Origin of the sequence: Asanoa siamensis (genome assembly GCF_016862555.1) — a bacterium.
In the GTDB taxonomy this organism is placed as follows: Bacteria; Actinomycetota; Actinomycetes; order Mycobacteriales; family Micromonosporaceae; genus Asanoa; species Asanoa siamensis.
The window spans coordinates 14912-38720 of sequence record NZ_BONE01000034.1; the positions used below are offsets into that span (position 1 = coordinate 14912).

Sequence of the window (23809 nt, forward strand, 5' to 3'; positions counted from 1 at the left end):
AGCTTCTGCATGCGCGGGGTTGGGAAAAAAGGTGACCAGCGCGCCAGCTATCAGCGCCACGACCACACCGGCCCGCACACGCAAGGCTCGTCGGTGTGTTGTCACGTCCACCGCCTTCCGGTCTCACCCCCGAACGAGTACACCGTCGGTCACTATGCCTTGCCCGACGGGGTCAGCGCGACCCAGGGGCCGAAGGAACTGGAACGCGAGAAGGTCGTATCGTCCCGTCATGTCCCCTGCGCACAATAAGTCACCCGCGGTCGCCGCCGCCCTTGCCGCCCTCGACGCTGGGGGCAGCCCGGATAACGTGACTCTGCGTGATGCTGTGCGTGCGCTGCTGACCGACCTAGCCAGGCGGGCGCCCGGCCGCTCGGTCGAGGTGCGCGTCCCACCATACGGTGCGGTGCAATGCGTTCCCGGACCACGACATACCCGAGGAACCCCTTCCAATGTGGTCGAAATGGACGGGGTGACCTGGATCAAGGTCGCCACGGGCCGGCTCCGGTGGGCGGAAGCGGTCGCCGCCGGAAAGATCAAGGCCAGCGGCGGTCGCGCCGATCTTTCCCCATATCTCCCCGACAGCCCGGATTAGGCGGTCGCCTGAACGGGTCGTTCGACGGTCCGCACGCCCAAGGTGGCTGGCTGTGACCGGCGCGAACTCGCGTACACTGGCCCGAGCAAGACGTGCCAAGGAAGTTCAGCAGCAGCGAGGAGCGGCAGGTGCCCCGAGGCGACGGCCGGTTGAGCCAGGACCTCGACCCTCAACGGCCCGGCCCGCAAGATGCTTGCGGTGTCTTCGGCGTCTGGGGGCCGGGTGAAGAGGTCGCGAAGCTGACCTACTTCGGGCTCTACGCCCTGCAGCACCGTGGCCAGGAGGCGGCGGGCATCGCGGTCAGCGACGGCTCCGGCGTGGTGGTCTACAAGGATCTCGGCCTGGTGGCCCAGGTCTTCGACGAGCCCACCCTCGCCAGCCTGCGCGGCCACCTCGCCATCGGTCACACGCGTTACTCCACCACCGGCGGCTCCACCTGGGAAAACGCGCAGCCCACCATCCGCGCGACCTCCGCCGGCACGACCATCGCCCTGGCGCACAACGGCAACCTGGTCAACACCGCCGAGCTCGCCCGCGAGGTCGCGGAGCGGAAGCTGTCGACCGACCCGGCGACGACCTCCGACACGGCGCTGGTCACCGCGCTGCTCGCCGGCCGGCCCGACCTGTCCGTCGAGGCCGCCGCGCTCGAGCTGCTGCCCACGCTCAAGGGCGCCTTCAGCTTCGTCTTCATGGACGAGAACACCCTCTACGCCGCCCGCGACCACTACGGCGTCCGCCCGCTGGTGCTCGGCCGGCTGGAGCGCGGCTGGGTCGTCGCCAGCGAGACCGCGGCCCTCGACATCGTCGGCGCGAGCTTCGTCCGCGAGGTCGAGCCCGGCGAGCTGCTCGCCATCGACGAGGAGGGGCTGCGCTCCTCGCGGTTCGCGGCGCCCGAGCCCAAGGGCTGCCTGTTCGAATACGTCTACATCGCGCGCCCCGACACCACGATCGCCGGGCGCAACGTGCACGCGGCCCGGGTGCAGATCGGTCGCCAGCTCGCCAAGGAGCACCCGGTCGAGGCCGACATGGTGATCCCGGTGCCCGAGTCCGGCACGCCGGCCGCGATCGGCTACGCCGCCGAGTCGGGCATCACCTACGGCGCCGGCCTGGTGAAGAACGCGTACGTCGGGCGCACCTTCATCCAGCCGTCGCAGACCCTGCGTCAGCTCGGCATCCGGCTCAAGCTCAACCCGCTGCGGGAGAACGTCCGCGGCAAGCGGATCGTGGTGGTCGACGACTCGATCGTGCGGGGCAACACGCAGCGGGCCATCGTCCGGATGCTCCGCGAAGCCGGCGCGCTCGAGGTGCACGTCCGCATCTCCTCGCCGCCGGTCAACTGGCCGTGCTTCTACGGCATCGACTTCGCGACCCGCGCGGAGCTGCTGGCCAACGGCCTCGACAACGACGGCATCCGGCGCTCGATCGGTGCCGACACGCTGGGATACGTATCACTGGGCGGTCTGGTGGCCGCGACCGAGCAGCCGAAGACGCGCTTGTGCTGCGCGTGCTTCGACGGGGAATACCCGATCCCGCTGCCGGCCGGCAACCAGATCGGCAAGCACGTGCTCGAAGGCGTCGCCCGGCGGGTCGACGCCGATGCCGAGCAGCGCGGCGAAGGCGGGGCCGACCGATCGGCGGCGAGCGACCCGGTGGTCGCCCAACGGCTGGCGGCCAGCTCCAACGGCGGCAGCACGCACCGTTCCTAAGGCCGGTGTCTCCGAGCGGAGACACCGCGCGTCAGGCGTTCTAAGGGAGAAATCGTGACGCACGTTACTGAGCGGGGCGGCGGCCCGGCCAACACCTCGGGCTCCGACGGTATGCAGCCGTGGACGGCCGGCGCGGGCCGGTCCAGTCGCAAGCGCACAGTGACGTACGCCGACGCCGGCGTCTCGATCCACGCCGGCGAGCAGGCGGTCGAGCTGCTCAAGAGCAAGGTGGCGCGGGCGCAGCGCCCCGAGGTCCTCGGTGACCTCGGTGGCTTCGCCGGCCTGTTCCGGCTCGACACCAAGCGCTACAAAAACCCGATCCTGGCCTCGTCGACCGATGGCGTCGGCACCAAGCTGGTGATCGCGCAGCAGCTCGACATCCACGACACGGTCGGCATCGACCTGGTCGCCATGGTCGTCGACGACCTGGTCGCCTGCGGCGCCGAGCCGCTGTTCCTGCTCGACTACATCGCCTGCGGCGAGGTCGTCCCCGACAAGGTCGCCGAGATCGGCGCCGGCATCTCCGACGGCTGCCGCTACGCCGGCTGCGCCCTGCTGGGCGGCGAGACTGCGGAGCACCCGGGCGTCCTGCGCCCCGACGAATACGATCTCTCCGCGACCGGTGTCGGCGTGGTGGAGGAGAGCGAGATCCTCGGCCGCGAGCGGGTCGAGGTCGGCGACGTCGTCATCGCGATGCGCTCGTCGGGCCTGCACTCCAACGGCTACTCGCTGGTGCGCCACGTGCTGCTCGGCGCCGGCCGGATGCGGCTCGACACCGTGGTCGACGACTTCGGCAAGCAGCGCACCCTCGGCGAGGAGCTGCTCACGCCGACCAAGATCTACGCGCGCGACTGCCTCAAGCTGATCGCCGAGGCCGAGGTGCGGGCGCTCGCCCACGTCACCGGCGGCGGCATCCCCGGCAACCTGGTGCGGGTGCTCCCCGAGCACGTCGACGCGGTGGTCAACCGGTCCACCTGGAAGCCGCAGCCCATCTTCGACCTGGTGCAGTCCAAGGGCCGGATCGAAGACCCCGAGATGGAGTCGACGTTCAACATGGGCGTCGGCATGTTCGCCATCGTCTCGCCGGAGGACGCCGACCGGGCGCTCGCCTTCCTCGCCGGGCGCGGCATCGACGCCTGGCAGGCCGGCGAGATCATCGAGGGCACGGGGACCGTTCAGATGATCGGCCAGCACACCCGCGGCTGAGGTCTCAACCGACGCGGGTGATCCTTCGCCTACCTGATTGGGTCTTACCCGATTGGCCAGCGCCGCCTAACCTAAAGTCCTGCCTCGACACCTCGACGGGGAGAGGAGGGCGGGTGGTTGTCCGGCGGGCCCAGTTCAGCGGAATGCGCGGCATCGCACCCGTGCCTTCCTACGTGGTCATGCAGCCGACGACGCTGTGCAACCTCGACTGCGCCTACTGCTACCTGCCGTTCCGATCCGCCGACCGGAAGATGCCGGTCGAGGTAGCGGCCGCGGTGGCGGGCCCCGTCAACCGCTGGGCCCGTGACGGCCGGTTCTCGGTGGTCTGGCACGGCGGTGAGCCCCTGGTCGCCGGTCGCGACCACTTCGCCGCGCTGCTCGCACCGTTCGACGACGCCGTCGAGCACCATGTGCAGACCAACGCGACGCTGATCGACGACGCCTGGTGCGAGTTCTTCGCGACCCACGAGATCCGGGTCAGCGTCAGCGTCGACGGGCCGCGGGAGCGCAACGGCGACCGGGTGACCCGGGGCGGCCGGCCCGCGTACGACCGGATCGTGCGCGGCATCGAGACGCTGCGCGCCCACGGCATCGGCTTCTCGGCCCTCTGCGTGGTCTCCGACCCGCGGCCGGGCCGGGCGACCGAGCTCTACGACTACTTCCTCGACCTCGGGTGCGACGTGCTCGGCGTCAACATCGAGGAGACCGAGGGCACCAACACCCGGGGCAACGCCCACCCGGCCGGGCAGGTCGTCGACTTCTGGGCCGAGCTCGTCGCGGCCTGGCGTCGCGACCCGCGGATCCACGTCCGCGAGATCGAGTGGTCACTGCGTTATTCCGAGGCGGTGCTGGCCGGCACGGCCGACAGCGTGCTGCCCCGGCAGCTCGACCCGATCCCCACCGTGGCCTACGACGGCTCGGTGGTGCTGCTCTCGCCCGAGTTGGCCGGGTTCCAGGACCCGCAGTACGGCGATTTCAGCAGCGGCAACGTCCTCGTCACACCCCTTACCGAGATCATCGCCGACGCGCACCGGCGCACGCCCTGGGTCGCCGAGTTCCTCGACGGCGTGGAGGCGTGCCGGGTGAGCTGTCCTTACTTCGGCTTCTGCGGCGGTGCGCACGCGGCTAACCGCTACTTCGAGCACGGCCGGTTCGACACGACCGAGACCGACCACTGCCGCAACAGCAAGATCCGCCTACTGGAAGGGGTGTTGCAGCATGCCCGAGACCACCAGCCTTCGGCCGTCTGACCAGGTCGACGGCGAAGAGACCGCCGACATCGACGAGGCCGACCTGGCGGACCGGGTCGTCGGTGCCCGGGCAGGGCTGACCGCGTTGCTGTCCGAGGCGGAACAGGCACGCCGACTACGCGCCGAGGCGGCCGATCAGGCCGGCGGTGCGGTGTGCGCCTGGAACCACTTCGAGAACATCCCGACGTTCTACAACTGGAACAACCGCCCCCGCTGACGCATCACGTGCGGGCCGGCCCGCTGACCCCTCGGACACGGGCGAGCACGCGGGTTGTGACCGCGTGCTCGTTGGTGCCTTGGGGGTCAGCGGGAACGAGACGACCAGTTGTTGGAAGCGTCGTCTTCTGCGTTGTCGTCCTCGTCTTCGTCATCGACATAGCTGTTGCTGTAGTCGTTGTCGAAGTCGTGGTCCGACTTGCCGGTGGTCCCGAGTTCTCGCTGCAAAGCGGCGAGGTCGGTGTTCGGGGAGTGATACTTCAACTCCCGGGCCACCTTTGTCTGCTTGGCCTTAGCACGGCCGCGCCCCATGGCTCGACCCCCTCGCACAGAATTCGGGGCAGCACGAAGGCGGGCCCCGATGACGTCAGGCATCTCTCGTGGCTCTTACGGTACATGGGGATGGCCAGGTTCGACACCTCGGGTTGCCCGGTGCCGTCGGCGCGTCGATCACGTTTCTGATCAGGCCGATGATCACCGGCCGGGTCACGTGCCGCGACCCGGCCGGTAAGGGGCACTTGTCGGCTCAGCGGAGGTGGATCGTCCGGAGCCGGCCGATGTCGGCCATCCGTCGCTCTGCCAGGCGATCCGCGGCGACCGCCGGCGGCACACCCTCGGCGTCGGCGAGCTGGAGGATCTCGCGCGTGGTGTCGAAGATCCGGGTGGCCCGCAGCTTCGCCCGCTCGAAGTTGAAGCCCTCGATCTCGTCTGCGACCTGGATCACACCACCCGCGTTGACCACGTAGTCGGGGGCGTAGAGGACGCCGCGGTCGGCGAGCAGCTTCTCGATGCCGGCGTGGGCGAGCTGGTTGTTGGCGGCACCGGCGACGACCTTGGCGCGCAGCACGGGGACGGTGTCGTCGTCCAGGGCACCGCCGAGCGCGCAGGGGGCGTACACGTCGATGTCGGAGGCGACCATCGCGGCCGCGCCGTTGACGACGTCCACCTGGGGGTAGGTGGCCCGGACCCACTCGATCGCCCGCTGGTCGACGTCGGTCGCCACCACCGCGGCGCCGTCCTCGATCAGGTGGGCGGTGAGGTGCTTACCGACCTTGCCGAGCCCGGCCACGCCGACCCGGCGCCCGGCCAGCGTCGGGCTGCCCCAGACGTGCTCGGCGGCGGCCCGCATGCCCTGGAACACACCCCAGGCGGTGAGCACCGACGAGTCGCCGGCGCCACCGTGCTCGACGCTGCGGCCGGTCACGAAGCTGGTCTCGCGGGCCACCACGTCCATGTCGGCCACGTAGGTGCCGACGTCACACGCGGTGTAGTAACGACCGCCCAGCGACTGGACGAACCGCCCGTACGCCCGCAGGAGGCTTTCGCTCTTGTCCTTGTCGGGGTCACCCCAGATGACCGCCTTGCCGCCGCCCAGGTCGAGACCCGCCAGGGCGTTCTTGTACGCCATGCCGCGGGAGAGTTCCAGCACGTCGTGGAGGGCGTCGGCCTCGCTGGCGTAGGGGTAGAAGCGGGTGCCGCCGAGCGCGGGGCCCAGTGCGGTCGAGTAGATGCCGATGATCGCTTTGAGGCCGCTCTGCTTGTCCTGGCAGAAGACGACCTGTTCGTGGCCGGTGGAGTCGGGGTCTTCCGTGCTGGCGAATACGCCCATCACTGCTCCTGTCGTCGCACGCGTCCTCGTGGGCCGCGCGCCCTGCGGTCGGCTCCGGCGGGGTGGTGCCGGATCTCTGCGCAAAACGATATTCCCGTTGGCAACTCTGTGCCGACGCGCGTGGTGACAACCCGCTGGCCGTCGTTACGACCGGCGGCCGATTCGTGGGAGGATCGCGCCGTGCCGTCGCTGTTCGCTTCCTACCTGCGGGTCTACGAGCCGTTGACCGCATTCGATCGCGAACGTCAGGTTTTCTGGCGCCGCTACGTGCGGGAGGGCCGGGCCGTGGCGCCCGCCGAGGGCCCGGTGCGCCAGCGGACGGCGGTGATCGAAGGGCTCGGTGCCGGCTGGACCCGGCTGCCCGACCTGCCCGAAGAGGCCTACGTGCTGGAGGCCGACGACACGCTGCTCGTCTGCCCGTGGAACCTGCGGCTGCGGGTGGCCGAGGCTGCGCTCAGCGCCCGCGACGGCGTGCCCTCGGTGATCGCCGACGCGTTCGTCCCGCCGGTGCTCGCCGGCCAGGCCCGCGCGGTCGTCGACGACTGGCGCAGCGGCGCCCGGGTGCTGGAGCACGGGGTGCCGCGGGTGCACGAGCAGATCGCGACGTGGGGCGTCCCGCTGCGCTGGTTCGTCTTCATCGACCTCGGCGAGCGTGACCTCGTGCTGCGGCCGGAGCGCCGGTCGCTGCGCTACCGCACCGAGATCTCCAAGGCCCGCCGGCGGGCGTCCCGCGCCCTGTCGGTGCTGCGGAAGACCGTCGGGGACGCGCCGATCACCGAGGCCGTCGAGGAGGGGGCCCGGTGGCTCGAGGAGTTCCACCCGCGGTCGGTGGTCGAACTCGACTACGGCGGGCTTGTTGATCTTCTCTCGGACACCACTCTGGAGGAGGACGACTCCCCAGGTCTGGTCGCTGCCGGGTTGGCCGCTTTGTCCCGCGGTGATGCTGATGGGGCCACAGAGGTCTATGAGAACTTGGTCACTCGTTGGCGCGCGATTCAGCTCCTCGAACGGTGTAATTAGGGGTCAAATCGGTGCCGATGAATGAGGCAGTCTCGTGTTTTCCTGAACACGAACGGTGACTAAGAGTCCAAATAAGGCGGTTTCTGGCATATAAAATCGCCATAAATCGGTCATTGCTCATCCGTCCATCCAGGGACGTTCGGCCGTTCGGCCCATGTCGGACATCGGGGACTAGCCGGACCATGAGAGACGCGTCGGCCGGCGGGACCCCGGCCGATGTCTATAGGTACCTGTGGAGGAGTGACCGATGGCATCGCGTACGCACGAACCCGAGCCGCTACTCACGCCGGCAGAGGTCGCGTCGATGTTCCGTGTCGACCCGAAGACGGTGACCCGGTGGGCGAAGGCCGGCAAGCTCAGCGCGATTCGAACGCTGGGCGGCCACCGCCGCTACCGTGAATCCGAGGTTCGCGCCCTGCTGCAGGGGCAGATTCCCCAGCAGCGCCAGGGCGACTGACCAGACCCCCGGTCGAACGATCGTCGGACAGGGGCGGGAGCCACACGTCATCCGTGTGGGTCCCGCCCCTGATGCGTATCCGGGCCGTGCCAGGTCGTCGGACCAGGCCTAAGGTCGGCTGGTGCAACAGGAACCCCTCGTCGGCGACGCGTTCGGTGAAATGATCCGCGACGCCCTTGCCGTCTCCACCGGTGTCGGCCCCCGGCCGCTCGCCGGTGGGCGGCTGCCCCGGCCCGTCATCGAGATCATCGAGCGCGAGGACGGGCTGATCAACGGTGCGCCCGCCGCGCCCTACCTCGACCCGCCGTCGGCCTGGCCGGATCATGACCATCGGGCGCTTTCCCGGGTACGCGGCCGCGTGCTGGACATCGGCGTCGGCGCTGGCCGGATCGCCCTGGAACTGCAGCGGCGCGGCGTGGCCGTCACCGGGCTCGACGTCTCGGCGGGGGCGATCGAGGTGTGCCGCCGGCGCGGCGTACACGATCTGGTCCTGGCGACCGTCGACGAGCACGCCGCGGCCGCCGGGCCCACCTATGACACGTTCCTGCTGCTCGGCAACAACCTCGGGCTGATCGGCGGCGCCGACCGGGCCCTGGGCTTCCTGGCCGCCCTCGCCGCGCTGGCCCGGCCGGGTGCCCAGCTGATCGCCCACGGCACCGACCCTTACAACACCACCGACCCGGTGCACGTGGCCTATCACCGGCTCAACCGGTCGCGGGGCCGGCTCGGCGGGCAGCTCCGGCTGCGCGTCCGCTACCGGGAGCTGGCCACGGAGTGGTTCGACTACCTGGTCTGCTCGGTCGACGAGCTGCGCGAACTGGTCGCCGGCACACCGTGGCGGATCGCGGACATCGACAACGCGGACGCCCCTTACTACCTGGCGACGCTGGAGCTGGCCGCCACCGGGTAAAGGCGAACAAACCTCGGAAATACGACTTGTCGGTCAGTAGCCTGCCTCTATGAGGGTGGCACGCGGCACGCTGCTGCGGAACCTCGCCGGCAGCATCGGGGTGTTGTGCACCGTGGCCGGGCTGGCGTTCGGGCTGCCCGCCCTCGACAATGCCCTGCCCGCGCAGCGGCCGGCCGGCGACGGGCCCTACCAGGTCGGTGGCCGGGTCGTCGTCACACCGCCACCGGGGGCGCGGCTCGACGTGACGCTCACCCGGCCCGGCGACACCCGGGGGACGGTGGTGTTCGTCGCGCCGGGGGCGGTCCGCTACGTGATCGTGGTGACGCCGTTCAAGGGCTCCCTCGCCGCGGCGGCGGAGCGGCTGAAGAGCAAGATCAAACGCGGGCACGAGATCACGGGCACCGAGCGACCCGTGCGTACGGCCGGCGGTCTCGAAGGTCTCGAGGGCAGTTACGCCGCGCCGGGGCGGGCCGGCCGCTACCTGGTCTTCCGCGCCGGCGACGTGGCGATCGAGGTGACGGTCGCCGGCAGCGCGCCGGCCCTGCGTGCCGCCCTCGCGGCGATCGAGGCGAGCACCCGGACGCTGGCCTATCGCGGCGGCACGGCGTGACGCCGGTCCACCCCACCCCCGAGTGGGCGCGCCCGGGCAAGTCCCTGCTGCTGCCCGCGTTCTGGGTGGTGCTGATGCTGATCGCCGGCGGCGCGGTCCGGCTGGGCCTGTTCGTCCGGGAGTCGCTGGCCGCGTACCCGACCGCGACCCTGCTCGCCCTCGTCCTGTTCGCTCTCTACGCCGTGCCGTTCTGCGTCTTCGTCGCCGCCCTCGACTATCTGGAGCGGGAACCACCGCTGTTGCTCGCCACCGCGTTCGCCTGGGGTGGCCTGGTCGCGACGTCGATCTCCATCCGCGGCAACGCGGCCGTGCACAACCTGGTCGCCAAACTCGCGTCGCCGGGCCTGGCCGCGGAGTGGGGTTCGGCGCTCGCCGGCCCGACGGTCGAGGAGATCGCGAAGACGCTGGGCATCATCGCGATCGTGCTGGTGGCGCGGGCGCAGGTCAACAGCGTTCTGGACGGGGTCGTGTACGGGTCGCTGGTCGGCCTGGGCTTCCAGGTCGTCGAGGACGTGGTCTACGCGGTGAACGCGGTCGCGGTGGCGGGCGGCGGCGACCAGGTGGCGCCGGTGGTGGCCACGTTCCTGCTGCGCGGGTTCCTGGCCGGGTTGTGGAGCCACACGCTGTTCGGCGCGCTGGCGGGGGCGGGGATCGGCTACCTGGCCGTGCGTACCGACCGGCCGTTGTTCGTCCGGCTCTTCGTCGCCGTGCTCTCCGTCCTCGGCGCGATGGCGATCCACTTCCTGTGGAACTCGCCGCTGCTGAGCCTGGGCGGCGGGGCCGGCATCTTCGGCGACCTGTTCGTCAAGGGGATCCCGCCGCTGCTGATGATCCTGCTGTTGGTGCGGGGGGTACGACATCGCGAGGCGGACTACTACGTCGGTCAGCTGGCGGCGTTGGGCGACCGGCGGATCGCGACCGAGGACGAGCTCCGGGTGCTCGGCCATGGTCATCTGCGGGCGGGGGCGCGGCGGTATGCCCACGGGCGGGCCGGTGTGAAGGGGCGCCGCGCGGTTCGCCGGCTGCAGCGGGCGCAGGCCCGGTTGGCGGTCGAGCTGAGCCGCGCCCACGGGGTGGGCCTGCCCGGCTTGCGGGTGTCAGGTGCGGCCGAGCCGGGCACGGCGCCCTTGGATCCGGCGTTGCCGCCGGCGGTGGATCCGTTCGATCCGCCTGAGACGGGGCTGATCGACCCGACCACCGCGGCGGTGGCGGATTCCTTAGCCGCACCCGGCGCCACGGAGCCGGTCGACGCGGTCGGTTTGGCGCAGGCGGGCACGGTCGAGCCGGGCGGCGCGGCGCAGGCCGGTGTGGTGGTCGGGGTGGCCCGGATCCCGGATCGCCTGTCGTGCGCGCCCGTCCTGGGTGGCCCGACCGCGGTCCGCTGGCGTGATCGCGTCCTCGTGGAACGGGGGAGGATGCTGGCCCTGGGTCACCCGGAGGCCACGGCCCCGCTGACCCGGAACGGCAGCGTCCGCCGGGTCGTCGGGGGCATCGCCGTGTTCCTGGTTGCGATGATCACGGTCGGCCTGGCCCTGATCGCCCTCGGGGCCTCTTAGCCGCCGGCCCTCGTCAGCGCTCTCAACCCGCCGACGGCGCGATCGCGTGCTCGACCACGTTGCCGGCCGGTTCGAAGCCCAACCGTTCGTACACGCTGATCGCCTGATGGGCCGCCTGCAGGATGGCTGTCTCGTAACCCTCGGTCGCAGCCAGACCGAGACCGAACGAGAGCAGGGCCGTCGCCCAACCCCGGCGCCGCTCCACCGCGAGCGTGGCGACGTTGTAGAAACCGGCGACCCCCGCCCCGTAACAGACCTCGGCGGCCGCCACCGGGCGGCCGGACGCGTACCCGATCAGATAACGCGCCGGGCTCCCAGGCGCCAGCGACCAGCGCGCCGTCCCGGCGAAGAAATCCAACACCGTCGGCGACGGCGGAGACCAGTTCGCCGCGACCACCGCCGCCCAGTCGGCCAGCTCGGACGGCGTCGAGACCACCCGGACCGGGCGGTCCACCGGGCGCCGGCCCGTGCGGCAGCGCATCGCCAGCTCGCGTTCGCCCACCGGCAGGCCCGCCTCGAGCAACCGGTCCGACAGGTCGAACGGCGCCGAGTCCGGGCCGACCCACCAGGTGAACGGCCGGCCCGTCGCGCGGACCGCGGCCAGCGTCGACGCGATCCGCTCCGACGCGGAAGCGGCCGGGAAGCGGGCCGCGGCCACGATGTTGAACGTGTCGTCGGCCAGGCCGCTGTCGCAGACGAGCACGTCCGCGGCGGGCAGCACCGTCATCCCGGGCGCGCGGCGGTGCAGGTGCGCGGCGTGAAACGCCAGGTTGTCGTCGATCATCGGAGGGCGTCGCGCGTGCGGGCCGCGACGGGGGCGCCGCCGCCCAGGTCGGCCGCGGTGCCCGCCGCGTAGCCCGAGGCGCCGCCGTCGCCGCTCAGCCGGCGCGGGCGGGCCAGGCGCGCGGCCGGATAGGCCTCGTCGCGCCGGCGTTCGACGGTGCCGGACCGGTCCGCCAGCACCAGGGCCATCGACGGTACGCCCGACGAGGCCACCGACTCGGTCTCCCGGAGCCGCTTCGAGATCGCGGCCGCGAAACCGGTCAACCACGAGCGGCGGAACGCGGCCGGGTGCTGGCCCCAGGGCACCGGCGTCGCCGCCAGGCCGTGGGCCGCCTGCACCAGCAGCGACGTGTAGAGCAACTCCGCCCGGGCCACGTCGCTCGAGAAGCCGAACAGGTGCACCGCGATCGAGCCCGGCCGCGAGAGCCGGACCGTGCGGCAGCGCAGCGGGATGGCGACGCCGACCAGCAGGCCCGCCTTGTCCGCGGCGTACGGCGCGGGCACGTCGATCAGCCGGTCGATCACCGGGTCCCGCGCCGGGTCGCGGGCGGCCAGCAGCGCCTGGTCGACGCCGTACTTCGCGATCAGCTCAGCGGCCTTCGCGGTCAGTGCTTCCGCCTCGGCCGGCGTACACGCCGGGTCCTCGGCCTTCGCCAGCAGCTTGCGGACCTTCTCGAGCACGACCGCCTACTGTGCGCGGCGGCGGAGCGTGGCGACGGCCGAGCCGGCCAGGGTCAGCAGGCACTCCGGTAGCTGGCCGTCCTCCAGCGCCGCGCCGAACAGGGCCTCGCCCGTCGGCGCGTCGCTGTTGGCGTAGGCGCTCACGAAGCGGGCCACCCAGCGCGTGTCGTAGCCGGCCTCGTCGATGTCGGGAAAGTCGAGCGTCCACCGCCCGGCGGGCGCGCCCTCGCCGACCATCGTCGCCGCGAGGCACCAGGCGACGTCGTAGGCGCCGACCACGCCGGAGCGGTCGACGACCGCGTCGAACGCGTTGGCGACCGCGTCGCTGTCGCCGTCGAGGGCGAGCCGCAGCACCTGCGCGGCATCGTCGACCGCATTCGGGGGAACCTCGACCACGGGCGAACTCTACGACCCGGCGTCAAACCGGACCACCGGAACGAGCTATGCCGCGCGCAACATACACGTGAGCCTGGCGGTGCAGACCCGGTCGCCGTCGTCGTCGGTGATGACGATCTCGTAGGTGGCCACGCCGCGACCGGCGTGGGCGGGCGTCGCGACGCCGGTGACCGTGCCCGTGCGTACCGCCTTGTGGTGGGTGGCGCTGATGTCCACGCCCAGCGCGATCCCGCGGCCGATCCTGTGCCCGTGCGCAGCGGCGGCGAACGAGCCCAAGGTCTCCGCGAGTACGCACGACGCGCCACCGTGGAGCAGCCCGTACGGCTGGGTGTTGCCGTCGACCGGCATGGTGCCGACCACGCGTTCCGTGGTCAGCTCAAGGATCTTGATGCCCATCCGCTCGGCGAGCGCACCAGGGCTGTGTTCGGAAAGTGATGTTGACACGCGCTCACGTTACCCGTCGGTAGACCGGGTTTCGATGGACGCTATCGCACATATCGACGGACACACGCTAGTGTGCCCTGGACTTCAGGGGAGGAAGGACGGACACCCCCATGCTCGTCTCCCGCGGAGCGCGACACGTGGCCATCGCCATGTCCGCCGCGCTTGTGCTGACCATCGCCGCGTGTGGCGAGGATGCCCCGCCGCCGCAGACCGCCGACAGCGCCGCCACCCCGGCCCGGCTGTACGGCACCGACGGCAACATGATCAACTCGTTCGCCGACGAGTTCAAGGACCAGGCCGGCATGCTGGTCGGGATGAAGGGGACCACCCCGCTCACCCCGCTGTCCGAGGACTTCAAGGCCCGACTCAAGGCACTGCGCCCCAACCTGACCGACAACACGTACGCCGGTGAGACCTACGACGCGGTCGTGATCAGCGCGCTGGCGGCCGAGCAGGCCGGCTCGACCGACCCGGGCGCGATCGCCAACCAGATCAACTCGGTCACCACCGGCGGCACCGAGTGCGAGACGGTCCAGGCCTGCCTCGCGTTGGCCCGCGCGGGCACCGACCTCAACTACCGCGGGGTCTCGCTGACGCGCGGCGGGTTCACCGACGCCGGCGAGCCGTCGACCGCGAGCTACGCGACCCTCCACTTCGGCAGCGGCGACCGGCTCGACGACAGCAAGACGGAATACGTGGGCGCGGGCGACGAGTCGACCACGACGACCAAGAAGCCCCCGGCCAGCGAGGGCGGCGGGGCCACCGGCCTCGGCCCGCTGAAGATCGGCGGCCTGCTGCCGGAGACCGGCGACCTGGCGCTGGCGTACCCGCCGATGGAGGCGGCCGCCGCGCTCGCGATCAAGGAGCTGAACGCGGCCGGCGGCGTGTTCGACAAGGACGTCGAGTGGGCGACCGGCGACGACGGCACCAACCCCGAGGTCGCCAAGCAGACCATGCAGAAGCACATCGCCGAGAAGGTCAGCGTGATCATCGGCGCCGGTGCGTCGAGCATCTCCCGCGCGGTGCTGCCCGACGTGGTCAAGGCAGGCCTCGTGCTGTTCTCGCCGTGCAACACCGACGCCGGTCTCAGCACGATCGACGACAAGGGCCTCTACTTCCGGACCGCGCCGTCCGACATCCTGCAGGGTCGCGCGCTGGCCGACGTGATCCTCCGCGACGGCCCGCGCAAGGTCGCCATCGTGGCGCGCAACGACTCGTACGGCACCGGCCTGCAGGGCAACGTCAAGGCCGAGCTCGAGAAGGCCGGCTTCCCGGTCGACATGATCGAGATCCTGACGTACGAGCCGCCGACGCCCGCCGCCCCCGACATCGACTTCTCGGCCGGCGCCAACCAGCTCAAGAGCGCCGGGCCCGACGGTGTACTGGTGATCGGCTTCGGCGAGTCCGCGCAGATCATCAAGGCGATGGACAAGGCGGGTGTGCAGATCCACCACTGATCGGCTGGCACGTTTCCGGGAGCCGCGAGCCGGCTCCCGGAAATAGATTCTGGTCATGAGCGAGTGGGACAGTTCCTACCTGGCGAGTGACCAGGGTTCCGTGGACGGCTTCGGGAGCGGCGACGGCTTCGACGCCCCGCACTCCATCGTGGAGCACGAGGTCGACGGCGGTCGGCGCTACCTCACCGACGTCGACGGCGACGGCTACGCCGACCTGGTCGCGGTCGACGGCGACCATGACGGCGTGGTCGAGGCGGCATACGGGGACAGCGACGGCGACGGCCGCCTCGACACCATGATGCGTGACTACGACGAGGACGGCCTCGCCGACCAGGTGCTGCACGACGCGAACGGCGACGGCCGCACCGACGCCGTCGCGAGCGACATCAACAACGACGGCCGGGTCGACTCGATGTCGTTCGACACAGACTTCGACGGGCGTACGGACGCCTGGGTGCGCGACACCGACTACGACGGGCTGCCGGACACGGCGACCATGCGTGGGAACTTGTACGTCACCAACTGAGCGTCGAGTCGCGGCGGGCGCCGGGTGGCCGTAGGTTGTGCCGGAACGCTACCCGCACCCCCGCGAGGAGATCCGATGAGCGAGTCCGAAGAGGTCGTCGAAACCCGCGGCGACGAGCACGTCGAGCTGATGACGGCCGACGCCAACAACGACGGCAAGACCGACGTGTGGGTGGTCGACACCGACGGCGACGGCAAGCCCGACCTGTTCCAGTTCGACACCGACGGTGACGGCACGGTCGACGTGACGATGGTCGACCTCGACGAGGACGGCACGCCGGACGCGATCGTCGACGGCGACGGCGGTCACCCGCCCGTCGCCTGACGCTGTTCTTGGCCGGGCCCGCCTGGACGGCGGGCCCGGCTTTTGTTTTGCCGCGTGTGCGGCGGGCCCGGGTTTGTTTTGCCGCATGGGCGGCGGGCCTGGCTTTGCGTCGCAGCCGGGGGGCGCCGACGGGCCTAGCTCTGTTTCGCCGCGGCGAGCGTCGCAGTGAGCAGGTCCTCGTCGTCGTGCGCCGCGATCGTGCGCAGGTCCAGCAGGCAGCGGCCCGCGGAGACGCGCCCGACGACCGGGGGCTCGCCCGCGCGGAGCAGGGCCGCGTACACGGTGGGCAGGCTCAGCGCGACGCTCGGCAGCACCACGCCGGGTGCGCCGCCACCGCCCACCGTGGAGCCGCTGTCGACCACCTCGACGTCCACACCCTGCCCGCTCAGCGCGGCCGCGAGCCGGCGCGCCCGCTCGCGCAGGGTCGTGACCGGTGTGCGCAGCGCGGCCGTGGTCGGCGGCAGGGGGCCGCGGACCGTCGCCTCCAGCGCGGCGAGAGTCAGCTTGTCGACCCGCAGCGCGCGGGCCAGCGGATGCCGGGCCAGCCGGGTGACCAGGTCGGCGCGGCCGAGAATCAGGCCCGCCTGCGGGCCGCCGAGCAGCTTGTCGGCGCTCGCGGTGACCAGCGCCGCACCGGCGGCCAGGGCCGAGGCGGCGTCCGGCTCGTCGGGCAGCAGCGGCTCGGGGGCCAGCAGCCCGGAGCCGATGTCGTAGACCACGGGCACGTCGAGCGTCACCAGGTCGGCCAGGCTCGGCGCGGCGGTGAAGCCGCTGACCCGGTAGTTCGACGGATGCAGCCGCATCACCAGCGCGGTCTCCGGCCCGATCGCCGCCGCGTAGTCGCTCAGATGCGTCCGGTTGGTCGTGCCGACCTCGCGGAGCTTCGCGCCGGCCGCGGTCAGCAACTCCGGGATGCGGAAGCCGTCGCCGATCTCGATGAGCTCGCCGCGGCTGACCACCACCTCCCGCCCGGCGGCCAGGGCGAACACGGTCAGCGCGAGGGCCGCGGCGTTGTTGTTGACCACGTGTACGGCCTCGGCGCCGGGCACCGCGGCGCGCAGCGCACCGAGGACCTCGGCGCCGCGCTTCGCGCGTACCCCTGCAGCAAGATCGAACTCGACGTCCGTGTAGCCGGCCGCGGCGCAGACCGCGGCCACCGCGGCCGGGGAGAGGGCGGAACGCCCGAGGTTGGTGTGCACGATGACGCCGGTGGCGTTGAGCACGCGGCGCAGGCCCGAGGCCGCCGCGGGCAGGGCGGCGACGGCCACGTCGGCGGCGGCGTGCGGGGGCAGGCGACCCGAGCGCACCTCGTCGAGCGCGCCGGCGACGGCGGCCCGGACCAACGCCGGACCGAGCCGCTCGACGGCCGCGACCAGGCGGGGATCGGCCAGGACGGCATCGACCCGCGGCGTGGCCCGGCGTGGATCGGTCATCGCACCCCCATGCGGCGGTGGCTGGCTGGCGGAGGCGTACGGGAATCGAACCCGCCTGACCCGGATGCCGGGTCACGCCGGTTTTGAAGACCGGGAGGGCCACCAGGCGCCCACTCGCCTCCGGTCGGGACTATAGGCGACGATCCGGGCGCCGGCAGGGTGAACGGGCGGGTGTCGCGAGGTATCAAACGTCCGGGCCGGGCCTCTGTGGTGGTGACCAGTCCCAACCGCCACACCCCGCAGGAGGCCCGACGTGGTCACCGAAGCCCAGCTCGCGGCGGACCCGTTCGTCCAGCGCGAGATCGTCACGCCGGAGTTCGGCGCGCTCGGCAAGGAGTTGCGCCGGCGCACCGGCCGGCCCGCCGACGCCGTCGGCATCAAGGGCGACAACCGGCATCTGAAGGGCGCGCACCGGTCCAACGAGTTCATCCGGAAGTCGCCGCTGTGCACGAACCGGACCTCGACGCTGCAGTCCGGACTGACGCCGGAGCAGGAGCGGCACATCGCGGCGTTCGACTTCACGCCGGGCGCGTGGGGGACGCCCGCCAACCGGGCGGTGATGAAGACGCACACCACGCGGCTGCGCGCCGCCATGCTCGACGGCCGCCTGCCGGGCCTACGGCAGGTGATCGGGACGCTCGACGGTACGACGGTGACCGGGACGAACGCGGACGGCTCGACCTTCGACGCGAGCGACTCGCACCTGGACCACTGGCACCTGACGTTCGACCGGCGCCGCTGCCGGGACCAGACCCTGATGGAGCGCGTCGTGACCGTCGTGCTCGGAGAGAAGGAGACCGACGTGATCGAGGACAGCAAGGACGGGCAGGCCATGATGTGGCGCCTGGAGGCCCTCCAGGCGGGCGCCGACACCGTCCGCGGCGGCCCGCTCAAGGGCGAGCCGATGTGGATCGTGCGCGAGCTCAAGAAGCTCGCCGTCGCGGTCGGCAAGGTCGACGAGGCGGTCGCGGCGCAGTTGGCCGACGAGCTGGCGGCCCTCGGCGGGGCCAACGAACAGGCAGACCTGCTCCGCAAGGTCCTCGGCGACCGCGCGGCCGACGTGGGCGCGCTGCTGGCGGAGAAGTAAGGCTGACACGTAGGGCCGATCGCCGGGCAGACAAAAAGAAGCCCTCATCCACGTTGCCGCGGTTGAGGACTCCGATAGCCCGGCGAAAGGCTATGTGGCCAGGGGCGGGGTCGAACCGCCGACCTTCCGATTTTCAGTCGGTTGGTCGCGGGGAGCCCCCGCCCTTTGCTGTCCCGACACTGCCGTTGACCTCGGTGCGCGTTGGTCGCAACTCGGCCTTGTCCGCACCTCTGCGGGCATGTCCGGTGCCGCTTCCTGACACCGCCCTGACAACGATCATGCGTGGTTGGGCCCGCCAGCTGCGGGCCGGTTGGGCAGCGTGATGCCCTCCTCTCGGCAGTACCACCGCATGAAGTGACGTAGTACCGCAGAGCGGTCGGGCTCGGCCAACTCGCCGAACCGATCCCACAGCGAGTCGTCGCATCGGAGGCGTTTGAGCGGGGTCTTGGGCTGGTTGGGCACGTAGACCTCCCGGTGTGGCTACACCAAGCTTCGCAGGGTCGACATCGCGCGACGCAGTGGAGTCCACGGCTGGATGCGCGCGCCCGCTGGGGTGGTGTCAACGCTGCCGACCTCGTGCCGCTACGTGCGCAAGCTTCGTAGCGGGCAAGTGGCTATCGGCCCGAGCCCTGATCGCCCCCCGCCGTGCTGCGATGCGGTATGGAGGGTGAGTATTTGCCTGGTGGATCGCCAGAAGTCCTCCAAGCCGTTGACAGCTCAGACCTGCAGCGCGTCCATCCATGCGATGGCACGCCTTGCTGCCGATAGCCACTCGCTAGCACGAGTCATTCTGGCAGTTTCTGCTATCTGTTGAAAGGTCACGCTGAAGTTGCCCGTGTGTATGAGTTGGTTGCGTTCAGCGTAAGCTTGATCAATGAGGGAAAACGCTGATGGATCGTCGATTTGGAACGACTTCGCGCACACCGCTTGAGGGAGAAGGTCGTAGTACTTTCCGGCAAAAGATGTATTTGGCGTGCTTCTGATCGCCTTGAGGCGCGTTTTCGAGACATTCGACTGACTCCCGCCCAAGGCGTTCGCTCGTGCTTCACATGCCGTCGCAATCAAGAGCGTTGCCTCACGTATACTCAGAGTGGTTAGCGCCTCCTCGGCGTCCATCATGAGGCTCAGTGGAAGAGGCGGTGCGCCTTCTCCATTTAGGGTCTTGCTTAGCTCTGCGAGCGACGTCATGGGCACGGGCCCTATTCGGATGCCTTCCGCGCTCCCAAGACTGTTTCTTTGCATGAATACCATCAGCCCCTCCCCGGTCGCGGCGTCAAACCAGGCTTGTGTATGAGGAACTGTTACTGAAATTTCGGACTTGAGGGGATCCCAGGTTCGAGCGATCTTGCGGATCTCTACCAACCCGCAGGATACGCGTATGTGCTCCAGAATGGCGTTCGCTCCGAAGATTGCTTTTTCAAGATACGCGCCCGTGACCGCTTGATCCTCGACCGGAGCGGCAACCTGCTCCCACTCAAGCGTCACCGATATCCTGTCCAGGATCCGGCTTTTAGCCGCCCGATGAATCGCGATCTCCGGACGAGCAACTGGTCGCAAGTTAAAGACGTACGAAGACAGAGTCTGATCGACTTCCGAAGGAAACAGAGGCTCGCCCAGGCCCCATGTGCAGATGTACGCGTCGCAGTCATCGAGCTTCGTATGAACTCTGATTGCCTCCCCGGTTTCCAACCGCGGCAGCATAAAGTCCAGATAGAAGCTGTAAGTAGCGCGAATCCTCGTCATCTTCCCGCTCCTACTCTCCGCAAATGGCGCCCCAGCAATCAACTCGGTAACACCCCACTTAGGGTTCAAGGGGCGCACCGCAAGGTGAGGATCGTTTGGGTACGTCGCACCAGAGCTTTGTAGCAGCGACCTAGCCGAACCGATCCCACAAGCCGTCATCGCAACGAAGCCGCTTGAGCGGCTAGGTACCAGTCTCCTTCATTGGACGAACAAAGTTGGCACGCTGGTCTCCGATTTGCCTCCGCTTGCAGGTTACGCGGCTGTTCAAGCTCCTTCGCGGGCACCTACCTTGCCTGGGTCGACCTGCGTCCCCGGCCTCGAAGCCTGCGCCACCTGCGACTTCCCTGCACACGAAGCCCTGGTCTTGATCAAATACTCGGCACTGAGAATCCCAACAACAACGCGAGTCTGACGGCGCTGCGGGGAAGGGAGCTCGTGCCGCCGTACAAACCTAGGTGACAAACTGGCGTTCGGTGGGCCAGTATCTCGATATGGCACTTCCGGAAGGATGGGTGGCCGCACCCGATCCCCAGCAACGCGAAGGCGGTCAGGCTCACGTTCACAAGGTTGTACGCCGGGACGCGAAGGGCGAAGGCCGCTACTATGCGCTTAAACTCTTAAAGAACACGAAGAACGCTGCTCGCAATGTTCGATTTCAGCGTGAAATTACGATCATGGGCAGGCTTTCGGCGAACGGGCTCGCGGTACCGCCTGTGATAGCTCATGACATGACGGCTGTCCGGCCATTTTTTGTAACTCCATGGTACGCGAACGGCACCTTGGAGGAGATGATCAAGAATCAGAGCTTCTTCGGCGATCCTGCCTCTGGGCTTCGTATTCTTGTGTCAATAGCCGAGGCGTTGCACGGGATACACAGTCATGGCTACGCCCATCGCGACTTGAAACCGTCGAATTTGCTCTTGGACGACAATAACAGGGTACTGGTCGCCGATTTCGGCCTGGTTCTTAGCGCTGAAGATGTAGCTGATCGGCTGACCGAGACCGCCGAGGCTATAGGATCTCGGCTATACATTGCACCAGAGAACGAGTCGGGCGTGAATGTCGAAGTTGATCAGCGCCCCGCCGATTTCTATGCCTTCGCTAAGGTTGCCTACGCTGTCCTTACGGGCCGATCTCCCCGCGCGGGTATGACCCAGCTCGATGCCGGATATCGCATTGAACAGCTGGCTGATCCAGCACTCCTCCCACTGTCTGGATTACAGTTCGATCTACTCAACCCGGATCCCAGAGCTCGGCTGCAGGACTGGCAGATTGTGATTGCCGACCTAAGGGCAGTGATAGGGCGTATAGAAGGAACAGAGGTCCTCGATGTCGGCGCCTCAGACCTGGTAGAAGTGGTTAAAAGGGCTGCGCGCGACTATGGCGCGTCCACAGAAGCATTGGCGCACAACCGGAACCGTGAAATAGAAGCGAACCGACGAGAGTTCTGCAACGAGTTCAGGGGAGCGCTTAGTAGAGGGTTTCATGCTTGGGGTACGGCCGTTAGCGAAATAGCTCAACCGTTGGGTGGCGCGTTAGAGGTGCACTGCTCGAACGGAGGTAAAAACCTTCGCGAAGTTATGACGCTTCCCGAAATGGGCGTGTGGCCAGAAATCAAGAAGATCCCTCAAGCCTCCGAACCGAGTGGTGAATTTGGGTTTGGGTACAGCGACGGTAGCAATGCGCTGTTCGTAATTACTCGAAACCCCCCGGAGGGAAACGAGTCTCTTCAGTTGGGCGCGTATGCGCTTTTTTCAAACGAAGATCAGTTGTGGCTCCTCCGTGTTCCAGTACTTCAGATCGTGCGCTCAGGCCGGTTATTGGTTAGCATCCCGGCGGACTTGCTTTCGCGTTACGGCAAAGTTGATGGGCCATATAGACTGCGTAGCGCGGCTTCACTCGGTGCCGCAGAGCAGTTTGGTGACGCCACGGCCAGGGCTGGGTTAGAGATTCTGACTGAAGTTCTCCAAGGAACAAGGGACCATCTCAAGCCTGCATGAATTGCTGATTGGTCACGCCCCACGCGACGTTCTTCCCGCGGTGGGATCGATTGCGGCTTCAGGCAATGGGCATGCCATTCGTTGTGGCGACAGGCCTGCCGCGGCTGACCTCCTGCATCACTTGCCTCGCCGGTTAAGCACTGGTCGGGTGTGCACGAGCCCCCAATAGAGGCCATTGCGAGGTCGATCGGTCCGCTTCTACCATGTACGCGTGGACTCACATGGCAACGACCGACGCGCGAGGATCTGGAATCGCCTTTCAACGTCACCTGCGCCAGTGGAGATAATCCAACTCCGCATCGTTGAGTCTGCGGTTTTCGAAGAGCAAGTCATCGACCTTGGGCGTGCAACTGTCTTTGTGGGCAATCACGGAACCGGGAAGACTCTACTGCTTCGTCTGGTCCAGGCTGTTTTCGGCTATACCGTCCATGCGCCGCCATTCGTCGGAAATCGAAAGTATTCTGATCCGGCCGAGAGGCCGCTCACCGGGATCGTAGAAGTAACGGTGAGATCGGACAGCAAGCTTCTGAAAAGAACTGTGGACCTGGGCCTTCTGGAAGAAGAGCGCTGGGAGATATGGAACGACACTATTGCTTCGGACGTATGGCCTCAGTTTGTCAGTTCGGTTCAACTTGCGGCAGACTTCGCCTACTACTACCAGGAACTAAGGCTCCCGCCTAGGACTGAGGAGAAAAGGGCGTACTCCGCTGCTGAACTGTCGGCTCTGCGAAATATACTTGGCCGTAGTTATGACGCCGCGACTGTTTACAGCGTACCCCTCGACACCGACCCAGAAGCGGCGGACGACTTCTATCCGAGGCCATATTTTGAAGGCGTTATCAGCTCTCAGACCGTTGGTAGCGAGACGTTGAGTCTGGGCGAGACATGGGTTCACCGAGTATTCTGGGAAATCGATAGGCTCTCCCCGGGATGCGTGATCCTCCTTGACGAGCCGGAATCGTTTCTTGCCGTTAGGGGTCAGCGTCCGTTCGCTGATGAGGTTGCGCGACAGGTGCTTTCGCGTAACCTTCAACTCTTGATTGCAACGCACTCGTCGGAAGTGCTGTCGCGTTTCATTCCCTCCCAGATCCGTATCTGCATGCGGGGACCGACGGGAAAGCTTCGGGTCGTGACGCCACAATCGATGGAGCAAGTCTATTCTGCGATACGAATCGCACCTCCCCTGAAGTACCTCATCTTGGTCGAGGATGATTTTGCTGCTGTGATACTAAAGATAATCCTTGCAGAGGTCGGCGGCTTCTTGTCGACCGTTGAAGTCCTTCCGGTCCACGGAAAGGACAATGTTATTGCTGCATGTCGAATACTGTCCCCTTCAAAAAGGGTCACCTTTTTTGGGGTGTTGGATGCAGACCAGAGGACTACCGTCGAGCCCACTGGCAACTTGTCGTTTCTGCCCGGTTCACACGATCCTGAACGTGAGCTGCTGCTGTTTGTCGCTGGCCATGTCGCGGAAATTGCAACACTGCTCGGCCGTTCGGAAGACGAAATCGCGGCCGCATTGGAGAATTGCCTTTTCCTCGAACATCAGTATCAATTTGTGGGCATGGCTGCGGCGCTGACGATGGATTCTCACTATTTGGCCAGTACCTTGGCCAAAGCGTGGCTAGGTGACCCGCAGATTCGAGCGCAGGCGGCGCGACTGTGTAATGACCTGCCCGAGCTGTAGGCAAGCGGCCATCTGGGCAATCCCAGATTCGGGCATATCGGTTCTCTCCCAACGCGTGCTAAGCCGGACGCGGTCATCGTGAGCGTGGGGGCGTACAGACCTAACGTGACGGGCGG

24 protein-coding genes and 2 tRNA genes are annotated in these 23809 nt (G+C 68.3%); 16 read left to right on the forward strand and 10 right to left on the reverse strand.

The window, feature by feature from the left end:
- Positions 1–229: 229 nt before the first annotated feature.
- The 5 genes from Asi02nite_RS21065 to amcA all read left to right on the forward strand — a co-directional run bounded on the left by Asi02nite_RS21065 (position 230) and on the right by amcA (position 4971).
- Positions 230–592: a sterol carrier family protein gene (locus Asi02nite_RS21065; RefSeq protein ID WP_203715480.1), complete on the forward strand. Its 363-nt coding sequence runs from the start codon at positions 230–232 to the stop codon at positions 590–592.
- Between the two features lie 128 nt (positions 593–720).
- Positions 721–2298, forward strand: coding sequence for an amidophosphoribosyltransferase (purF, locus tag Asi02nite_RS21070; protein WP_203715606.1), 1578 nt, complete (start codon positions 721–723; stop codon positions 2296–2298).
- Between the two features lie 54 nt (positions 2299–2352).
- Entirely contained in the window at positions 2353–3504 is a 1152-nt protein-coding gene (gene purM / locus Asi02nite_RS21075; RefSeq protein WP_203715482.1) for a phosphoribosylformylglycinamidine cyclo-ligase, read from the forward strand.
- A gap of 143 nt (positions 3505–3647) precedes the next feature.
- On the forward strand, positions 3648–4754 hold the full coding sequence (gene amcB, locus Asi02nite_RS21080; protein WP_203715616.1) for a cyclophane-forming radical SAM peptide maturase AmcB: 1107 nt from the start codon (positions 3648–3650) through the stop codon (positions 4752–4754).
- Positions 4723–4971 (forward strand): multiple cyclophane-containing RiPP AmcA, encoded by a 249-nt coding sequence (gene amcA, locus Asi02nite_RS21085; RefSeq protein WP_239126877.1) that lies wholly within the window; start codon positions 4723–4725, stop codon positions 4969–4971. The genes amcB and amcA overlap by 32 nt, the downstream gene beginning before the upstream one ends.
- A gap of 86 nt (positions 4972–5057) precedes the next feature.
- Here amcA and Asi02nite_RS21090 read toward each other — a convergent pair whose 3' ends face one another.
- Positions 5058–5282 carry a DUF3073 domain-containing protein gene (locus tag Asi02nite_RS21090; protein ID WP_203715620.1) on the reverse strand — a complete coding sequence of 75 codons (225 nt, stop codon included), beginning with the start codon at positions 5280–5282 and terminating at the stop codon, positions 5058–5060.
- Between the two features lie 214 nt (positions 5283–5496).
- Positions 5497–6579, reverse strand: coding sequence for a Glu/Leu/Phe/Val family dehydrogenase (locus Asi02nite_RS21095; RefSeq protein WP_203715484.1), 1083 nt, complete (start codon positions 6577–6579; stop codon positions 5497–5499).
- 180 nt (positions 6580–6759) lie between these two features.
- Here Asi02nite_RS21095 and Asi02nite_RS21100 point away from each other — a divergent pair, with 180 nt between their 5' ends.
- The 5 genes from Asi02nite_RS21100 (at position 6760) to Asi02nite_RS21120 (ending at position 11132) form a co-directional block, all read left to right on the forward strand.
- Entirely contained in the window at positions 6760–7599 is an 840-nt protein-coding gene (locus Asi02nite_RS21100; RefSeq protein ID WP_203715486.1) for a DUF8083 family protein, read from the forward strand.
- A gap of 247 nt (positions 7600–7846) precedes the next feature.
- A complete protein-coding gene (locus Asi02nite_RS21105; protein WP_007073996.1) occupies positions 7847–8056 on the forward strand; it encodes a BldC family transcriptional regulator in 210 nt (69 codons plus the stop codon).
- Positions 8057–8216: 160 nt separating this feature from the next.
- Positions 8217–8966: a class I SAM-dependent methyltransferase gene (locus Asi02nite_RS21110; RefSeq protein WP_373312302.1), complete on the forward strand. Its 750-nt coding sequence runs from the start codon at positions 8217–8219 to the stop codon at positions 8964–8966.
- 49 nt (positions 8967–9015) lie between these two features.
- The gene (locus Asi02nite_RS21115) at positions 9016–9576 is read left to right on the forward strand and encodes a hypothetical protein (protein WP_203715489.1); all 561 of its coding nucleotides are present in this window, start codon (positions 9016–9018) and stop codon (positions 9574–9576) included.
- Entirely contained in the window at positions 9573–11132 is a 1560-nt protein-coding gene (locus Asi02nite_RS21120) for a PrsW family intramembrane metalloprotease (protein ID WP_239126879.1), read from the forward strand. The genes Asi02nite_RS21115 and Asi02nite_RS21120 overlap by 4 nt, the downstream gene beginning before the upstream one ends.
- A 22-nt stretch (positions 11133–11154) precedes the next feature.
- Here Asi02nite_RS21120 and Asi02nite_RS21125 read toward each other — a convergent pair whose 3' ends face one another.
- From Asi02nite_RS21125 to Asi02nite_RS21140, 4 genes are read right to left on the reverse strand one after another with little or no spacing between them, the layout of a single operon-like run.
- Positions 11155–11916 carry a GNAT family N-acetyltransferase gene (locus Asi02nite_RS21125; RefSeq protein WP_203715491.1) on the reverse strand — a complete coding sequence of 254 codons (762 nt, stop codon included), beginning with the start codon at positions 11914–11916 and terminating at the stop codon, positions 11155–11157.
- Positions 11913–12596: a DUF2786 domain-containing protein gene (locus Asi02nite_RS21130; RefSeq protein ID WP_203715493.1), complete on the reverse strand. Its 684-nt coding sequence runs from the start codon at positions 12594–12596 to the stop codon at positions 11913–11915. Before Asi02nite_RS21130 ends, Asi02nite_RS21125 begins: the two co-directional genes overlap by 4 nt.
- A 6-nt stretch (positions 12597–12602) precedes the next feature.
- Complete coding sequence (locus Asi02nite_RS21135; RefSeq protein WP_203715495.1) at positions 12603–12992, reverse strand: hypothetical protein; 390 nt, start codon at positions 12990–12992, stop codon at positions 12603–12605.
- 45 nt (positions 12993–13037) lie between these two features.
- A complete protein-coding gene (locus Asi02nite_RS21140; RefSeq protein ID WP_203715623.1) occupies positions 13038–13388 on the reverse strand; it encodes a PaaI family thioesterase in 351 nt (116 codons plus the stop codon).
- A gap of 158 nt (positions 13389–13546) precedes the next feature.
- On the opposite strand from Asi02nite_RS21140, the gene Asi02nite_RS21145 reads away from it, so the two are divergent.
- From Asi02nite_RS21145 to Asi02nite_RS21155, 3 genes are all read left to right on the forward strand, one after another.
- Positions 13547–14893, forward strand: a complete 1347-nt coding sequence (locus tag Asi02nite_RS21145; protein ID WP_203715497.1) for an ABC transporter substrate-binding protein — start codon at positions 13547–13549, stop codon at positions 14891–14893.
- Positions 14894–14948: 55 nt separating this feature from the next.
- Complete coding sequence (locus Asi02nite_RS21150) at positions 14949–15419, forward strand: hypothetical protein (protein ID WP_203715499.1); 471 nt, start codon at positions 14949–14951, stop codon at positions 15417–15419.
- A 75-nt stretch (positions 15420–15494) separates the two neighbouring features.
- Positions 15495–15743 carry a hypothetical protein gene (locus Asi02nite_RS21155; RefSeq protein WP_203715501.1) on the forward strand — a complete coding sequence of 83 codons (249 nt, stop codon included), beginning with the start codon at positions 15495–15497 and terminating at the stop codon, positions 15741–15743.
- A 134-nt stretch (positions 15744–15877) separates the two neighbouring features.
- Here the strand turns inward: Asi02nite_RS21155 and selA are convergent, their stop codons facing one another.
- Together selA and Asi02nite_RS21165 are read right to left on the reverse strand one after the other, a co-directional pair.
- Positions 15878–17176, reverse strand: a complete 1299-nt coding sequence (selA, locus tag Asi02nite_RS21160; protein ID WP_203715503.1) for an L-seryl-tRNA(Sec) selenium transferase — start codon at positions 17174–17176, stop codon at positions 15878–15880.
- Between the two features lie 26 nt (positions 17177–17202).
- Positions 17203–17298: transfer RNA gene (locus Asi02nite_RS21165), tRNA-Sec, on the reverse strand.
- 131 nt (positions 17299–17429) lie between these two features.
- On the opposite strand from Asi02nite_RS21165, the gene Asi02nite_RS21170 reads away from it, so the two are divergent.
- The gene (locus tag Asi02nite_RS21170) at positions 17430–18263 is read left to right on the forward strand and encodes a hypothetical protein (protein ID WP_203715505.1); all 834 of its coding nucleotides are present in this window, start codon (positions 17430–17432) and stop codon (positions 18261–18263) included.
- Positions 18264–18358: 95 nt separating this feature from the next.
- Here the strand turns inward: Asi02nite_RS21170 and Asi02nite_RS21175 are convergent.
- Positions 18359–18455, reverse strand: a tRNA-Phe gene (locus tag Asi02nite_RS21175).
- A gap of 525 nt (positions 18456–18980) precedes the next feature.
- Positions 18981–20006 (reverse strand): hypothetical protein, encoded by a 1026-nt coding sequence (locus Asi02nite_RS21180; RefSeq protein ID WP_203715507.1) that lies wholly within the window; start codon positions 20004–20006, stop codon positions 18981–18983.
- 473 nt (positions 20007–20479) lie between these two features.
- On the opposite strand from Asi02nite_RS21180, the gene Asi02nite_RS21185 reads away from it, so the two are divergent.
- Entirely contained in the window at positions 20480–22006 is a 1527-nt protein-coding gene (locus tag Asi02nite_RS21185) for a serine/threonine-protein kinase (RefSeq protein ID WP_203715509.1), read from the forward strand.
- 211 nt (positions 22007–22217) lie between these two features.
- Complete coding sequence (locus tag Asi02nite_RS21190; RefSeq protein WP_203715511.1) at positions 22218–23693, forward strand: OLD family protein; 1476 nt, start codon at positions 22218–22220, stop codon at positions 23691–23693.
- The last annotated feature ends 116 nt before the right edge of the window (positions 23694–23809 follow it).

Coding starts and splice junctions, on each gene's coding strand:
- Asi02nite_RS21155 (WP_203715501.1), top strand. CDS start 15,495: ATGAGCGAGTCCGAAGAGGTCGTCGAAACCCGCGGCGACGAGCACGTC.
- Asi02nite_RS21150 (WP_203715499.1), top strand. CDS start 14,949: ATGAGCGAGTGGGACAGTTCCTACCTGGCGAGTGACCAGGGTTCCGTG.
- Asi02nite_RS21110 (WP_373312302.1), top strand. CDS start 8,217: ATGATCCGCGACGCCCTTGCCGTCTCCACCGGTGTCGGCCCCCGGCCG.
- Asi02nite_RS21065 (WP_203715480.1), top strand. CDS start 230: ATGTCCCCTGCGCACAATAAGTCACCCGCGGTCGCCGCCGCCCTTGCC.
- Asi02nite_RS21125 (WP_203715491.1), bottom strand. CDS start 11,916: ATGATCGACGACAACCTGGCGTTTCACGCCGCGCACCTGCACCGCCGC.
- Asi02nite_RS21095 (WP_203715484.1), bottom strand. CDS start 6,579: ATGGGCGTATTCGCCAGCACGGAAGACCCCGACTCCACCGGCCACGAA.
- Asi02nite_RS21180 (WP_203715507.1), bottom strand. CDS start 20,006: ATGACGAGGATTCGCGCTACTTACAGCTTCTATCTGGACTTTATGCTG.
- Asi02nite_RS21140 (WP_203715623.1), bottom strand. CDS start 13,388: ATGGGCATCAAGATCCTTGAGCTGACCACGGAACGCGTGGTCGGCACC.
- amcA (WP_239126877.1), top strand. CDS start 4,723: ATGCCCGAGACCACCAGCCTTCGGCCGTCTGACCAGGTCGACGGCGAA.
- Asi02nite_RS21105 (WP_007073996.1), top strand. CDS start 7,847: ATGGCATCGCGTACGCACGAACCCGAGCCGCTACTCACGCCGGCAGAG.
- selA (WP_203715503.1), bottom strand. CDS start 17,176: ATGACCGATCCACGCCGGGCCACGCCGCGGGTCGATGCCGTCCTGGCC.
- Asi02nite_RS21115 (WP_203715489.1), top strand. CDS start 9,016: ATGAGGGTGGCACGCGGCACGCTGCTGCGGAACCTCGCCGGCAGCATC.
- Asi02nite_RS21090 (WP_203715620.1), bottom strand. CDS start 5,282: ATGGGGCGCGGCCGTGCTAAGGCCAAGCAGACAAAGGTGGCCCGGGAG.
- Asi02nite_RS21145 (WP_203715497.1), top strand. CDS start 13,547: ATGCTCGTCTCCCGCGGAGCGCGACACGTGGCCATCGCCATGTCCGCC.
- amcB (WP_203715616.1), top strand. CDS start 3,648: ATGCGCGGCATCGCACCCGTGCCTTCCTACGTGGTCATGCAGCCGACG.